12 protein-coding genes are annotated in these 14,532 nt (G+C 73.3%); 7 read left to right on the top strand and 5 right to left on the bottom strand.

The genetic code is table 11. The annotated features are described in order from the left end of the window. Positions 1–29 precede the first annotated feature (29 nt). A complete protein-coding gene (locus K7C20_RS06925) occupies positions 30–1,184 on the bottom strand; it encodes a TDT family transporter (protein WP_053210176.1) in 1,155 nt (384 codons plus the stop codon). Between the two features lie 86 nt (positions 1,185–1,270). Between K7C20_RS06925 and K7C20_RS06920 the strand changes: the two genes are divergently transcribed. Beyond that, on the top strand, positions 1,271–2,203 hold the full coding sequence (locus K7C20_RS06920; RefSeq protein ID WP_053210168.1) for a LysR family transcriptional regulator: 933 nt from the start codon (positions 1,271–1,273) through the stop codon (positions 2,201–2,203). Between the two features lie 31 nt (positions 2,204–2,234). Here K7C20_RS06920 and K7C20_RS06915 read toward each other — a convergent pair whose 3' ends face one another. The 3 genes from K7C20_RS06915 to K7C20_RS06905 all read right to left on the bottom strand — a co-directional run bounded on the left by K7C20_RS06915 (position 2,235) and on the right by K7C20_RS06905 (position 5,397). Continuing rightward, the gene (locus K7C20_RS06915) at positions 2,235–2,933 is read right to left on the bottom strand and encodes a gamma-glutamyl-gamma-aminobutyrate hydrolase family protein (protein ID WP_053210167.1); all 699 of its coding nucleotides are present in this window, start codon (positions 2,931–2,933) and stop codon (positions 2,235–2,237) included. A 130-nt stretch (positions 2,934–3,063) separates the two neighbouring features. Next, positions 3,064–4,533, bottom strand: a complete 1,470-nt coding sequence (gene eat, locus K7C20_RS06910) for an ethanolamine permease (protein ID WP_053210166.1) — start codon at positions 4,531–4,533, stop codon at positions 3,064–3,066. A 132-nt stretch (positions 4,534–4,665) separates the two neighbouring features. After that, positions 4,666–5,397 (bottom strand): FadR/GntR family transcriptional regulator, encoded by a 732-nt coding sequence (locus K7C20_RS06905; RefSeq protein WP_030088535.1) that lies wholly within the window; start codon positions 5,395–5,397, stop codon positions 4,666–4,668. 73 nt (positions 5,398–5,470) lie between these two features. On the opposite strand from K7C20_RS06905, the gene K7C20_RS06900 reads away from it, so the two are divergent. The 4 genes from K7C20_RS06900 to K7C20_RS06885 all read left to right on the top strand — a co-directional run bounded on the left by K7C20_RS06900 (position 5,471) and on the right by K7C20_RS06885 (position 10,427). Then, complete coding sequence (locus tag K7C20_RS06900) at positions 5,471–6,838, top strand: glutamine synthetase family protein (RefSeq protein WP_030088533.1); 1,368 nt, start codon at positions 5,471–5,473, stop codon at positions 6,836–6,838. Positions 6,839–6,849: 11 nt separating this feature from the next. Further along, positions 6,850–8,229: an aldehyde dehydrogenase family protein gene (locus tag K7C20_RS06895; RefSeq protein ID WP_048830314.1), complete on the top strand. Its 1,380-nt coding sequence runs from the start codon at positions 6,850–6,852 to the stop codon at positions 8,227–8,229. Beyond that, positions 8,226–9,011 (top strand): 3-oxoacyl-ACP reductase, encoded by a 786-nt coding sequence (locus K7C20_RS06890; protein ID WP_030088529.1) that lies wholly within the window; start codon positions 8,226–8,228, stop codon positions 9,009–9,011. The genes K7C20_RS06895 and K7C20_RS06890 overlap by 4 nt, the downstream gene beginning before the upstream one ends. 123 nt (positions 9,012–9,134) lie before the next feature. Then, the gene (locus K7C20_RS06885) at positions 9,135–10,427 is read left to right on the top strand and encodes an HAD family hydrolase (protein ID WP_409351303.1); all 1,293 of its coding nucleotides are present in this window, start codon (positions 9,135–9,137) and stop codon (positions 10,425–10,427) included. 115 nt (positions 10,428–10,542) lie between these two features. Here the strand turns inward: K7C20_RS06885 and K7C20_RS06880 are convergent, their stop codons facing one another. Further along, a complete protein-coding gene (locus K7C20_RS06880) occupies positions 10,543–11,763 on the bottom strand; it encodes an amino acid deaminase/aldolase (protein ID WP_053210165.1) in 1,221 nt (406 codons plus the stop codon). A 203-nt stretch (positions 11,764–11,966) separates the two neighbouring features. Here K7C20_RS06880 and K7C20_RS38095 point away from each other — a divergent pair, with 203 nt between their 5' ends. Together K7C20_RS38095 and mycP are read left to right on the top strand one after the other, a co-directional pair. Beyond that, positions 11,967–13,304 (top strand): hypothetical protein, encoded by a 1,338-nt coding sequence (locus K7C20_RS38095; protein ID WP_246655292.1) that lies wholly within the window; start codon positions 11,967–11,969, stop codon positions 13,302–13,304. Continuing rightward, positions 13,301–14,467 carry a type VII secretion-associated serine protease mycosin gene (gene mycP / locus K7C20_RS06870; RefSeq protein ID WP_053208470.1) on the top strand — a complete coding sequence of 389 codons (1,167 nt, stop codon included), beginning with the start codon at positions 13,301–13,303 and terminating at the stop codon, positions 14,465–14,467. Before K7C20_RS38095 ends, mycP begins: the two co-directional genes overlap by 4 nt. Positions 14,468–14,532: the final 65 nt, after the last annotated feature.

Raw genomic sequence — 14,532 nt, 5'->3', positions numbered from 1 at the left:
TGAGGCAGACGGGACTGTGACGCCAGGCCCTACGCCGTGACCGGCCGGGGCGGTGCCAGGAGACGGCCGCGGACCAGGCCGATGGCCGTGCGGGTGCCGGCCACCGCCACGGCGGTCACGAGGAGCGCGAACAGGCCCACCGCGAGCCGGTCGAAGGCGCCGAGACCGGTGCGCACGGCCAGGCCCGCCGCGCCCGTGACACAGGTCCCGAGGGGGAAGGTGAAGCCCCACCAGGTCATCGCGAAGCCCATGCCGTTGCGGAAGGCGCGCACCACCATCGCGGTCGCGATCGCCAGCCAGAGGAGCGCGAAGCCCGTCACCGGGACGCCGTAGAGCACCGCGAAGGCCCCCATGGCGTGGGCGGAGGAGGCGTCCACGACACCCGGTGCCGCATGGGCGAGGTTGGCCAGCGCGGTGGTGGACTGCCCCAGGGGGCCCAGGACGAGGAACAGCGTGGGGGTGAGCGCGAGGGGCAGCGGGCCGTGGTGGATCAGCCGGGACAGCACGAGCGGCAGGACGAGCAGCGTGGCCAGCAGGGACATGCCGAACAGGGCATAGCAGGTGAACAGCAGGGCCTCCCGCCACTGGCCGGCCGGCAGATGCGGCACCAGGGCCGGGCCCAGCGCCGCCGAGACCATGGGGGCGACCAGCGGCAGGAGCCAGACGGGAGAGGCGCTGCCGGTCTCGATGCGGTGCCGGGTCACCATCAGATACGGAATCGCCGCGGCCGCCGTGAGGCCGACGAGGGTCCCCAGGGTCCACAGGACCGCGTCGGCGGCCAGCGCGGCCGGCTCCCCGATGACGTCCCGGCCCACGGCGAGCGTGCCGCCGCCCACCGCCAGCAGCGCCATCGCCAGACACCCGTAGAAGGGGGCGACGGCCGGGTCGAGCAGATGGCGGCGCGCCTGGTCGCCGTGGCGGATCCAGTGCACGGTTCTGGCGGCCAGCAGCGTCAGCAGCATCAGCGCCGACAGTGCCCAGACGACCTGGTAGGCGGTGCGCAGGCCCGGTGCGGTGAGCGGCAGGACCGCACCGGCGTTGGCGACGATCGCGGTGCCCATGACGGCGGCGTACCAGTTCGGTCCGAGATGGCGGACCGAGGCTGCGGTGGCGGGTACGCCGGGGCCGGCGGCGGGGCCCGCGGCGGCGCCGGGGCGGGAAGGTGCTTGCGCGAGAGTTGCCATGGGAACAGCGTCGTCGCCCGGGACGCCCGCCACCAGGGACCTCGTGTCTATGAGGGCATAAGCTGGGGTTATGTGCAGGGGGACTTATGAGTGATGAGGAAGGGCCCGGCGCCGTGCCGCTGTCGCACCGGGTCCCGGATCTCGGTGCGCTGGAGCTGCTGCTCGCCGTCGCCCGGCTCGGCAGCCTGGGGCGGGCGGCCCGTGCGCGGGGCATCAGCCAGCCCGCCGCCAGCAGCCGTATCCGGTCGATGGAGCGGCAGTTGGGGGTGGCGCTGGTCGAACGCTCACCGCGCGGCTCCCGGTTGACGGACGCCGGCGCCCTGGTGACGGACTGGGCGCGGCGGGTGGTGGAGGCGGCCGAGGCCTTCGACGCGGGCGCGCAGGCGTTGCGGGGGCAGCGTGATTCGCGGTTGCGGGTCGCGGCCAGCATGACGATCGCCGAGTATCTGCTGCCGGGGTGGCTGATCGCCCTGCGCGCGCAGCGGCCTGGGACCGCGGTGTCGCTGCTCGCGGGCAACTCCAGCGTGGTCGCCGAGCGGTTGCTGGGGGGCGCGGCGGACGTCGGATTTGTGGAGGGGCTGGAGGTGCCGTCGGGGCTGGACGGGACGGTCATCGGGCATGACCGGCTGGTGGTGGTCGCGGCCCCGTCCCATCCCTGGGCCCGGCGCCGTACGGAGCTGACCGCCGCCGAACTCGCCGCCACCCCGCTGATCCTGCGCGAGCGGGGCTCGGGGACCCGCCAGGTGCTGGACGCGGCGCTCGCCCGGCACGGCGGGCTGGCCGAGCCGCTCCTCGAACTCGCCTCGACCACCGCCGTGAAGGCGGCCGTGGTGAGCGAGGCGGCGCCGTCCGTCCTCAGTGAACTCGCCGTCGGTGAGGAGCTGACCGCTCGCCGGCTGGTCGAGATTCCGGTGCGCGAGCTGCGGCTCGGCCGCGATCTGCGGGCCGTGTGGCCCGCCGGTCAGCGGCCCGCGGGCCCGGCCCGGCAGCTGCTGGGGCTGACGCGCGGGGCGCACTGAGCGGGCCGCCGGGGCCCAGGGCCCGTCCCGGTCACTCCCCGGCGGACGTCCCGCGCGCCGCCGCCACCAGGGCCTCCATCACCCGGGTGTCGTCCCCGGCCTCGGGGTGCCACTGCACCGCCAGGGTGAAGCCGTACGCGCCCGGGAGTTCCAGCGCCTCGATGGTGCCGTCCTCCGCATAGGCGGAGGCCAGGAGCCCGCGGCCGAGCCGGTCCACGGCCTGGTGGTGGTACGTCGGCACGGAGACCGGCTCGGGCAGCGTACGGCCCAGCAGGGTCCCGGGGACCGGCTTGATGTCGTGCCGGTCGAAGACTCCGGGGGCTCCGGCATGCCCGTCGAGGTGCTGGACGAGGGTGCCGCCCAGCACCACGTTCAGCAGCTGGAGCCCGCGGCAGATGCCCAGCAGCGGGACGCCGCCCGACAACGCGGCCTCGATCAGGGCCAGTTCCCAGGCGTCCCGGTCCAGGGCCGGCGGGCCGGTCCTGGGGTGCGGCTCCGCGCCGTAGCGGGCCGGCTCCACATCCGCGCCGCCGGCGATCACCAGCCCGTCCAGACGGGCGACGGTCTCGGCGGCCGTGGCCGGGTCGCCCGGCGGCAGCAGCGCGGCCAGCCCGCCCGAGCGCTGCACCAGCTTCGGGTATCCGGCGGGCACCAGCGCGGCGGGCAGGGCCCACACCCCCCACCGGGCCTCTTCCTGGTACGTGCTGATGCCGATGAGGGGCTGGGACATGGGGTGTGGTCCTCCGTGGGGGGCGGGCGGGCGGTGCGGGGACGGGCGGGGCCGGCCGGGATGCCCCGGCCGGCCGTTGCTGCGTACCGGCGTACCGGCGTACCGGCGTACCGGTGTACCGGCGTACCGGTCAGGTGCGTTCGAGCTCGGCCTCCGCCGCCGCCAGCGCCGCGAACTCCTCCTCGGGCGCCGCGGCGACCAGCCGGTGGCGGGAGTAGAAGGCGAAGTAGGCGAGCGCGACGGCGTAGACACCGAGGGCGATGAAGGCGGCTTCCTTGTCGACCAGGAACGTCGCCACAAGCGCCGAGCAGGCCAGGACGAACGCGACGGACGAGGTCAGCAGGCCGCCGGGGGTGCGGTAGGGGCGGGGCAGGCCGGGCTCCCGGCGGCGCAGCACGATGTGCGAGAGTGCCATCAGTGCGTAGGAGATCGTGGCGCCGAAGACCGCGACATTGAGCATCCGGGCACCGTCGCCGGTGGCCGCGGCGAGTGCGAAGCCCAGCGCACCGGGCACCAGCAGCCCCAGGTAGGGAGCCTTGCGGCGGCTGGTCAGGGAGAGGAAACGGGGCAGATAGCCGGCCCGGGAGAGCGCGAACAGCTGGCGCGAACCGGCGAAGATCAGGGAGAAGAAGGACGCCACCAGGCCCGCGAGACCGGCGTAGTTGACGATCCGGCTGACGGTGGTCGGCTTGCCGTGCGGCTGGAGCGCCTGGACCAGCGGATCGCCCACCGACTGGATCGCCGCCGAGCCGCGCGCCCCGGTCGCGGCGACAAAGGTGATCAGCGCCAGCACCAGCAGGATGCCCATCGCGGCGGCCATCGCCTTGGGCAGGGAGCGGGCCGGGTCCTTGGTCTCCTCGGCCGCCAGCGGTACGCCCTCGACGCCGAGGAAGAACCACATGCCGAACGGGAAGGACGCCCAGATGCCCAGAATGCCGAACGGCAGCCAGGAGTTGGCCCCGAAGGCGCCTGCCTTGACGGGGATGTCGTTGAGCGTGTCCACATGGAAGTCGGTCAGTGCGGCGATCGCGAAGACGACGACGGCGGCGACGGCTATGGCGGTGACGATCAGGCTGAAGCGCAGCGCCTCGCCCACGCCCCACAGATGGATCCCGATGAAGATCGCGAAGCAGGCGAGATAGACGGGCCAGCTGGAGTGCAGGCCGAACAGGCCGAGCGATTCGACGTAGTCACCGATGAAGATGGAGATCGCGGCGGGCGCCAGCACATATTCGATCAGGATCGCGGTGCCGGTCAGAAAGCCGCCCCAGGTGCCCAGGGCGCGTCGGGCGAAGCCGTAGCCGCCGCCGGCGGTCGGCAGGATCGAGGCCAGCTCCGCCAGCGCGAAGACCAGGCACGTGTACATCAGGCCCATCAGGACGGCGGCGATCGCCAGGCCGCCGAAGCCGCCCTGCGCCAGACCGTTGTTCCATCCCGAGAAGTCGCCGGAGACGACGTAGGCGACGCCCAGGCCGGTCAGCAGCAGGGGTCCCGCACTGCCGCGGCGCAGTGTCCGCCGCTCCAGATAGGTCTCGTCGGACGATGTGCCGCCCGCGGGCCCGATGGGCGGTGCGGTCTGCGAATCCGTGTTGTCGGCCATGAGCCGCTCCTGCCTCGCCGAGGGGATAACGAGCAAAGGTTTAGCCGCATACCTTTGCTGGCGGGTCGCCTCAGCGCAAGACCTGGACGTAAAAGAATGGTGAACGCACCCGCAGGGTCCCCGGGCGGGTGCTCAGGGTGACGGAGCCGTCAGGAAGCCCCGCAGCAGCGCCGCCGTCCCGCAGCAGTGCTCGCGCATCACTTCGCGGGCACCGTCCGCATCGCCCTCCAGCACCGCCTCGACCAGTGCGGTGTGCTGGGTCTGCGAATGCTCCAGGTTCCGGACCAGGAGCGGAATGCAGTCCAGGAGATCGTTGACGCCCGCCCGTACCGCCGCGTACTGCGCCGCCAGCGACGGTGAGCCGGACAGCTCCGCGAGGGTCAGATGCAGCAGGGTGTCGCGCCGGCGGTAGTCGGCGAGCGGCGCCTCCTGGGTGGCCGCGAGCGCCGCCCGCAGCCGGTCGCTCTGCGCGTCGGACAGCCCGTGGGCCGCGCACAGCCCGGCCGCTCCCACCTCCAGCACTTCCCGGAAGCGCAGGGTGTCCTCGACGTCGATCTTCTCGATCCGGCGCCGCAGCTCGGCCTCGCCCGGGTTCTCCGTGCGCACCCGTACGAACGTGCCGCCGTAGCGCCCGCGCCGGCTCTCCACCAGGCCCTCGTCCTGGAGCACCTTGAGCACCTCGCGCAGGGTGACCCGGCTGATCTGGAGCCGTTCGGCCAATTCCCGCTCGGCGGGCAGCCGTTCGCCCTGGGGCACCAGGCCGAGCCGCACGATCTGGAGTATCTGCTCCAGCGCTTCCTCGAAACCGTTGCCCGCCCGCACCGGCCGCAGCACGGGTGCCAGCCGATCGACCGCACCGTCCATCGATACCCCTTCCCAATCAATGGTTCGTGTGCCTACCTTATGACCTCCGGATGCAGTGACAGGAGGCAACACCGTGGCAGACCGCACGCCCCCACTCTCCGTCGAGGAGCTCAGGGTCCTCGTCGACGCCGGGGAGATCGACACTGTCGTCCTCGCCTTCACCGATATGCAAGGCAGGCTCCAGGGCAAGCGGTTCGCGGCCCGATACTTCCTCGACACCGTCCTCGAACACGGTACGGAGGGCTGCAACTACCTCCTCGCCGTCGATGTCGACCTCAACACCGTCGAGGGCTACGCGATGTCCTCCTGGGAACGCGGCTACGGCGACTTCGCCATGCACGGCGACCCCGGCACCCTGCGCCGCACCCCCTGGAACCCCGGCACCGCGCTGATCACCGCCGACCTCGCCTGGCACGACGGCTCACCGGTCGTCGCCTCCCCGCGGCAGATCCTGCGCCGCCAGCTCGACCGGCTCGCCGAGCGCGGCTGGAGCGCCCACGCCGGCACCGAGCTGGAGTTCATGCTCTTCAAGGACACCTACGAAGACGCCTGGTCGCGCGGCTACCGCCAGATGAACCCCGCCAACCAGTACAACGCCGACTACTCGGTCCTCGGCACCGGCCGGGTCGAACCCGTGCTGCGCCGGATCCGCAACGAGATGGGCGCGGCCGGCATGACCGTCGAGTCCGCCAAGGGCGAGTGCAACCTCGGCCAGCACGAGATCGTGTTCGTCTACGACGAGGCGCTCACCACCTGCGACCAGCACTCCATCTACAAGACGGGTGCCAAGGAGATCGCCGCCCAGGAGGGCATGTCGCTCACCTTCATGGCGAAGTACGACGAGCGCGAGGGCAACTCCTGTCATATCCACCTCTCGCTCCAGGACGCGGAGGGCCGGCCGGTGCTGGCCGACGACAGCGGCCCGTACGGCATGTCGAAGACCATGCAGCACTTCCTGGCGGGCCAGGTCGCCGCGATGCGTGACTTCACGCTCCTCTACGCGCCCAACATCAACTCCTACAAGCGCTTCCGCCCCGGCTCCTTCGCGCCCACCGCCGTCGCCTGGGGCCCCGACAACCGCACCTGCGCCCTGCGGGTGGTCGGCCACGGCCGCGCCCACCGCCTGGAGAACCGCCTGCCCGGCGGCGATGTGAACCCCTACCTCGCGGTCGCCGGCATGGTCGCGGCGGGCCTGTACGGAATCGAGCACGAGCTGGAACTCCCCGAGGCGACCACGGGCAACGCCTACACCGGCGACGCCGCTCACGTCCCCACGACGCTGCGCGAGGCCGCCGAGCTGTGGGAGAAGAGCCCGATCGCCCGGGATGCGTTCGGCGACGAGGTCGTCGACCACTACCGGCACATGGCGCGCGTCGAGCAGGACGCCTACGACGCCGCCGTCACGGACTGGGAGCGCTTCCGCTCCTTCGAGCGCATGTAAGGAACCTGACCGTGTCCACTGGTCTGCACGAGCTGCACATCCTCAACCCGGCGACCGAGGAGGTGGTGGCGACCGTCCCCACCACCTCCCCCCAAGAGGTCGATGCCGCGGTCCGGCGGGCCGCCGCCGCCCAGGAGGCCTGGGCGGCCGTGGCACCCGGCGACCGGGCCCGCATCCTGCGCCGGTTCGCCGAGGTCGTCGACGCCCACATCGCACCGCTCGCCGAACTCGAACTGAAGGAAGCCGGCCACCCTCTGGGCAACGCCCGGTGGGAAGCGGGCAACGTCCGCGATCTGCTGCACTACGCGGCCGGGGGAGTGGAGCGCCTGAACGGCACCCAGATCCCCGTCTCCGGCGGCCTGAACATCACCGTCCAGGAGCCGCTCGGCGTCGTCGCCGTCATCGCCCCCTGGAACTTCCCGATGCCGATCGCCGCCTGGGGCACCGCCCCCGCGCTCGCGGCCGGCAACGCCGTGCTCCTCAAGCCCGCCGAGACCACCCCGCTCACCGCGCTCAAGCTCGCCGAGCTGGCGCTGGAGGCCGGGCTCCCCGAGGGCCTCTTCCAGGTCCTGCCCGGCGAGGGACCGGTCACCGGCACCGCGCTGGTCGACCACCCCGGCGTCGCCAAGGTCGTCTTCACCGGCTCCACCGCCACCGGCCGGCAGATCGCCGCCCGCTGCGCGGCGCAGACCAAGCGGCTCACCCTCGAACTCGGCGGCAAGAGCCCCAATATCGTCTTCGCCGACGCCGACCTCGAAGCCGCCGCGGCCGCCGCCCCCGGCTCCTTCCTCGACAACACCGGCCAGGACTGCTGCGCCCGCAGCCGCATCCTCGTCCAGCGCTCCGTCTACGACCGCTTCATGGAGCTGCTGGAGCCCGCCGTCAAGGCGTTCACCGTCGGCGACCCGGCCGACCCCCCCACCCAGATGGGCCCGCTGATCTCCGCCGCCCAGCGCGAGCGGGTACGGTCCTACGTCCGCGAGGACGCCCCGGCCGCCATCCGCGGCGAGGCCCCCGCCGGCAAGGGCTTCTGGTACCCGGCCACCGTCCTGGAGGGCCGCCCCGACGACCGTACGGCCGTCGAGGAGATCTTCGGCCCGGTCGCCGTCGTCCTGCCCTTCGAGGACGAGGCCCACGCCGTCCGGCTCGCCAACGCCGGCGACTACGGCCTGGCCGGGTCGCTGTGGACCCGTGACGTCGGCCGTGCCCTGCGGGTCTCGCGCGGCGTCGCGGCCGGCAACCTCTCCGTCAACTCCCACAGCGCAGTGCGCTATTGGACCCCCTTCGGCGGCTTCAAGCAGTCCGGCCTCGGCCGTGAACTGGGCCCCGACGCACTGACCGCCTTCACCGAGACCAAGAACATCTTCATCAGCACAGAGGAGACCCAGTGACCGACCAGACCGCAGTGTGCCGCCGCCTCGTCGGCCGTACCGCCGTGATCACCGGTGCCGGCAGCGGCATCGGGCTGGCCACCGCCCGCCGACTGGCCTCCGAGGGCGCCAACGTCGTCTGCGCCGACATCGACGAGACGGCGGGCAAGGCCGCGGCCGCCGAGGTCGGCGGCCTCTTCGTCCAGGTCGATGTGACCGACTCCGACCAGGTCGAGGCGCTCTACAAGACCGCCTTCGACACCTACGGCTCGGTCGACATCGCCTTCAACAACGCCGGGATCTCCCCGGACGACGACGACTCGATCCTCACCACCGGACTGGACGCCTGGAAGCGCGTCCAGGAGGTCAACCTCACCTCGGTCTACCTCTGCTGCAAGCACGCGCTGCCCTACATGCGCGACCAGGGCCGCGGCTCCATCATCAACACCGCGTCCTTCGTGGCCGTGATGGGTGCCGCCACCTCCCAGATCAGCTACACCGCCTCCAAGGGCGGCGTGCTGTCCATGTCCCGCGAACTGGGCGTCCAGTTCGCCCGCGAGGGCATCCGGGTCAACGCCCTGTGCCCCGGGCCGGTCAACACCCCGCTTCTCCAGGAGCTGTTCGCCAAGGACCCGGAGCGCGCCGCGCGCCGCCTGGTGCACGTCCCCGTCGGCCGGTTCGCCGAGCCCGAGGAGATCGCCTCCGCCGTCGCCTTCCTCGCCAGCGACGACTCCTCGTTCGTCAACGCCGCCGAGTTCCTGGTCGACGGCGGTATCGCGGGCGCCTACGTCACCCCCGTCTGACGCGTCCGTCCCGCCGCCCCGGAACCGGCGGGACCCGAAGGTAAAGTCCGACATCCACACCGGGACCGGCACCACCGTGTGCCGGTCCCGGCGTGCTCCCCGCCCCTCACCACGGAGGACACATTGGGTACTACAGGCTCCAAGAGGTACGCCCTCGCCCTGGGACTGGCAGGGGCCGCCACCCTCTCGGCGCTCACGGCCACCGCGCCCGCCACCGCCGCCCCCGCAAAGGCCCCGGCGCGCGCCGCCTGTCCCCAGCTCTCCACGAGCATCAAGTGGTACGGCCACAACCGCGCCAAGCTGCAGAAGATGATCGACGAGCGCGGCAGCTGCTCGGGGCACCACGGCCCGCGCCCCGTCGCCGCCTTCGACTGGGACAACACCGTCGTCAAGAACGACATCTCCGACGCCACGCTCGCCTGGGCGCTCCGGCACGACAAGATCCTGCGGCCCGCCGACTGGCGGGACACCAGCCCCTGGCTGACCGAGGCCGCCGACCGCGCGCTGACCGAGGCCTGCGGCACCGACGTCCCGGCCGGCCGCCCGCTGCCCACCGCCGAGAAGACCGCCTGCGCCGACGAGATCATGGAGATCCGCGGTGAGGCCAGGACCATGAGCGGGGCAGAGGCCTTCGCCGGCGACTGGAACCACCGCCGTACGGTGCCCGAATACGCCTGGGTGCCCCAGCTGTTCGCCGGTCTGCGGCCCGCGACGCTCACCTCGTACGCCAAGAAGGCCCGCGCCGAGAACCTCGCCGCGCCCGTCGGCACCGAGCAGACCGTCGGCACCCACAAGCTCGCCGGCTACATCCGCTACTACGACCAGCAGAAGGACCTGATACGCACCCTGAAGCGGGCCGGCTTCGACGTCTACATCGTGTCCGCCTCCGCCGAGACCGTGGCCGAGGCCTGGTCCTCCGGTGTCGGTGTGGACGCCGCGCACACCATCGGCGTGCGCAGCATGGTCGACGGCGGCCGGTTCACCACCGGCATCCGTGGCTGCGGCGACGTCAAGGACGGCCACGGCGAGGTGATCCCGTACATCGACGGCAAGCGCTGCTGGATCAACCAGGAGATCTTCAAGGTCAAGGGCGCAGCGGCCTGGCGCAAGCAGGACCCGGCCCACCGCATCGCCCTCGGCGGCGGTGACGCCGACACCGATGTGACGTTCGTGAACGACGCCACCGGCGCGCATCTGGCCGTCAACCGCAACAAGAACGAGCTGATGTGCCGCGGCCTGGACAACGCGGACGGCCGCTGGGCGGTCAACCCGATGTTCATCGACCCGCTGCCCCGCAAGTCCGGCGCCTACCCCTGCGCCACCGAGGGCTACACCCGCCCCGACGGCAGCCTCGGCCCGGTCCGCCGTGCCGACGGGAGCATCGTGCCCGACCAGCAGGACCGCATCCACGGCTGACGGCGACGAGCCGCCCGCCGTACGGGCCTGTCCTCGCACCCGGCCGGGTGCGAGGACAGGCCCTCGGCAGGAAGGCAGGCCCCGGGCACCGACCGTTCACGGCACGGACGCATGCTCAGAGGAACGCGTGGCCCTCGCCCCGGTACGTCGGCACCGTCCCCACCACCCGGTCCCCGTCGATCAGTTGCAGCTCCGTGAACCGCTCACACAGCTCTCCGGCCTTCGCATGCCGGAACCACACCTTGTCGCCGATCCGCAGCCCCTCCGCGGCCGGGCCCAGCAGCGGTGTCTGCACCTCGCCGGGGCCCTCCTGCGGGTCGTAGCGCAGCCCGGCCGGCAGATACGGCACCGGCAGCCGGTCCGGACCCGCGACTCCCGACGCCGGATAGCCGCCGCCCAGCACCGTCACCACTCCAGGGCCCGGACGGCGCACCACGGGCTGGGCGAACAGCGCCGCCGGACGCCCGCTGAACGAACGGAAGTTGTCGAAGAGCCGCGGCACGTACAGCCCCGACCCGGCCGCGATCTCGGTGACCGCCGCCTCCGCCGCGGTGTGCTGCACGCTGCCGGTCCCGCCGCCGTTGACGAACTCCAGCCGCGGCGCCACCGCCCGCACCGCCCGTACGGCCTCCCAGCGCCGCTGCGCCAGCTCCTTGCGCGCCGCCGCCTGCATCACCCGGATCGCCCGCGAGAACACCGGCTTGCCGGCCACCTCGTCGCCCACACCGGCCACATGCCCCTCGTACGCCATGAGCCCCACCAGCCGGAAACCGGGGCGGCGCACCACCGAACGGGCCAGCGCGGCCAGTTGGGCGGGCGTGCGCAGCGGCGAGCGGCGGGCACCGACCCGCACCTTGCCGCCCACCAGCCGGTAGGAGGTGTCCAGTTCCAGGCACACCCGCACCTCCTCGCCCGCCCCGCCGGCCGGCCGGGCCGCGTCGATCAGGTCCAGCTGCGCCGGGTCGTCGGCCATCACCGTCACCGCGGCCGCGAGCTTCGGATCGGCGGTCAGCTCGGCGAAACCCGCCCGGTCCACCGAGGGGTAGGCCAGCAGGATGTCCGTGAAGCCCGAACGCGCCAGCCACAGCGACTCGGCGAGCGTGAAGCTCATGATCCCCGCGAAGCCGTCCCGCGCCAGCACCCGCTCCAACAGCGCCCGGCAGCGCACCGACTTGCTCGCCACCCGGACCGGCTTCCCCTTCGCGCGGCGCACCAGATCGGCGGCGTTGGCGTCGAAGGCCCGCACGTCGACGACGGCCAGCGGCGCGTCAAGGTGTGCGGTGGCCCGGTCGTAGGAGGCTTTGTCGCCATACGTATCGACTGTGTGCGGGGACATGGCCGCAGCCTGCCAGACCTCTCTACCACTGGGTAGGGGAGAGATTGCGACAGAGCGGACATGGGTTGGAGCACCGACGGCAGCAGCCCTTACAGTGGCTTGACACCGCAACCAGCAGGTCAGCGGCGTGTTGTCCGGATACGAACCACCGTGCCCCGATTGCGGATCGGGTCCGGAGGCCAGCGGCGCAAGGGGGAGCGCGGGTGAGCACCGACGCTGAATTCGCCGATGCGCGACACATCCCACCCATACCCCCGCAGCCACCCCGGCGGCCCGCCGCGGCGCCGGAGCCGGCCGAGGATCCGCAGACGGCCGTGCTGCGCCGGGTGCCGCCCCCGCCGTCGTCCGCACCGGCCGCCCCGTCCGGCCCCACCGCACCCCCGGTCCCGCCGCGTCCCGCCGCCCCGCCCCGTGTGCAGCAGCCCCCCGCCGGTGACCGGCAGCCGCCCCGCCCGGACCGCGCGCCCGGCTTCCCGGCCCCCACCGGGCCGGCCGCGCCCGGCACCCCGCCGCCGCCCGCCGCCCGCCCCGCCGCCTTCCGTGACACCGCCGCCTTCCATCTGGCCAACAGCCAGGAACTGTGGAGCGGCCCCGGTGAACGCGGCGCCGGTCAGGGCACCCGTGAGCCCGCCTCCGCCACCGCACCGGCCGCGCCCGGCGGGCGGCCGCCGGGCCCCGCGGCCGCGCGCCCGGCACAGGTGCCCTGGCCCCGAAACCCCCTTCCTCCCCAGGGAGTCGGTCCGGCCACCGGCGTACCGGCCGCCCCCTCCCGCCGTCCCGGCGCCCGGGTGCTCGCCGCCGCGGCCTGCCTGGTCCTCGGCATCGGCCTCATCGGCGGTGCGGCGGCCGGGGGTTGGCTCACGGAGAAGGCCGTCGGCTCCCCACCCGACGCCGAGGCCGCGTTCGCCAAGGGCCACGACGTCTGGCGCAACACGCCGGTCGACACGCTCTTCCCGCGCACCGTCAACGGCCTGGGCGTCGGCCCCGGCGGCGCCGACCGGACCTGGACCCGGATCGCGGTCGCCCCCGACAGCGCCTGCAAGGGTGCCTTCGACCCGAAGCTCGCCGCCGCACTCGCCCCGGCCGGCTGCGTCCGGCTGCTGCGCGCCACCTACGTCGACGCCACCCGCAGCGGCTTCATCACGGTCGGGGCGCAGATCACCAAGGCCGACCAGGCCGGGATGATGGCCCTCAACACCCGCTTCAGCACCAAGAACCTGGGCATCCGCACCGACCTGATGCCGCTGCCGTACGCCGCCAAGGGCACCTTGGCGGCGGATTTCGGGCGCGCCCAGCGGGCCAGCTGGACGGTCCGGGTGCTCACCGACCTCCCGGCCGTCGTCTTCGCCGTCTCCGGCTTCGCCGACGGCCGCACGTTCACCGAGCCGCAGCCCGCCGAGGCCGCGACCCGGCCCGGCGCCACCACCGCCCCCGCCGAATCCGGCCTGGGACACGACGCGAAGGACCTGGCGGACCGTATCGAGGCGGATTTCCGCAAGGCGGCCGGCAGCCCCACGCAGACAAGGGAGGCCTCGTCATGACGAAGACCGTGCTGCGCGGCACCGCCCTCGCACTGGCCTCCGCGGCACTCGCCGTACTGCCCGCCGTACCCGCACGGGCCGACGCCCTCCGCGCCCAGGAGTGGGCCCTCCAGGCCGTCCACGCCCAGCAGGCCTGGCGCACCACCAAGGGCGAGGGCATCACCGTCGCCGTCCTGGACACCGGTGTGGACGCCAACCACCCCGACCTCGCCGGCCAGGTGCTGCCCGAGCAGGACCTGGTCGGCTTCGGTGCCGGGTCCGGAGACGACGCATGGGCCCGGCACGGCACCGGAATGGCCAGCATCATCGCAGGCCACGGCCATGGCGCCGGCCGCGAGGACGGAGTGCTCGGGCTCGCCCCGGCCGCCAGGATCCTGCCGGTCCGGGTGATCCTCGAAGACAGCGACCCGCAGCGCGAGCGGGCCCGCTCCGAGAAGGCGGGCGCTCTCGCCGACGGCATCCGCTGGGCCGCCGACCACGGCGCCGACGTGATCAACATGTCGCTGGGCGACGACAGCGAATCCGCGCACCCCGAGCCGCGCGAGGACGCCGCCATCCAGTACGCCCTCGGCAAGGGCATCCCCGTCGTCGCCTCCGCCGGAAACGGCGGCCAGAAAGGCAACCACGTCTCCTACCCGGCCGCCTACCCGGGCGTCATCGCGGCCACCGCCGTCACCCATCTGGGCGGCCGCGCCCGCTTTTCCACCCGCCACTGGTACGCCACGGTCAGCGCACCCGGCTTCGACATCGTCATGGCCGACACCGACGACGGCTATCTCTCGGGCTGGGGCACCAGCCCCGCCGCGGCCTTCGTCTCCGGCGCCATCGCCCTGATCCGCTCCGCACACCCCGACCTGAGCCCGGCCCAGATCCGCCGGCTGCTCACCTCCACCGCCCAGGACAGCCCCGACGGCGGCCGCGACGACGACTACGGCGCCGGCCTGATCGACCCCGCGGCCGCCCTCGATGCCGCGGCAGACCTCAAGCCCACCCCGCAGAAGCCGGCCCCCGCCGGCTACACCACCCGCTACTTCGGCCCCGGCCCCACCGCCGACGCCGACGACACCCCCGTCAACTGGCTGCCCTGGGCCGCCGGTGCCGCCGGCCTGGGCCTCGTCGCGGCCGCCGTCGTCCTCTGGCGCGGCCGCCCCGCCCGCCCCTGACCGGCAGACGCCCACCGGGCGGGCGCCCCACCGGCCCGGACGGCAAAGGCACCACCCCCGGCCGA

It is taken from the genome of Streptomyces decoyicus (assembly GCF_019880305.1).
In the GTDB taxonomy this organism is placed as follows: Bacteria; Actinomycetota; Actinomycetes; order Streptomycetales; family Streptomycetaceae; genus Streptomyces; species Streptomyces decoyicus.
This window is presented reverse-complemented; position numbering and strand designations above follow the sequence as displayed.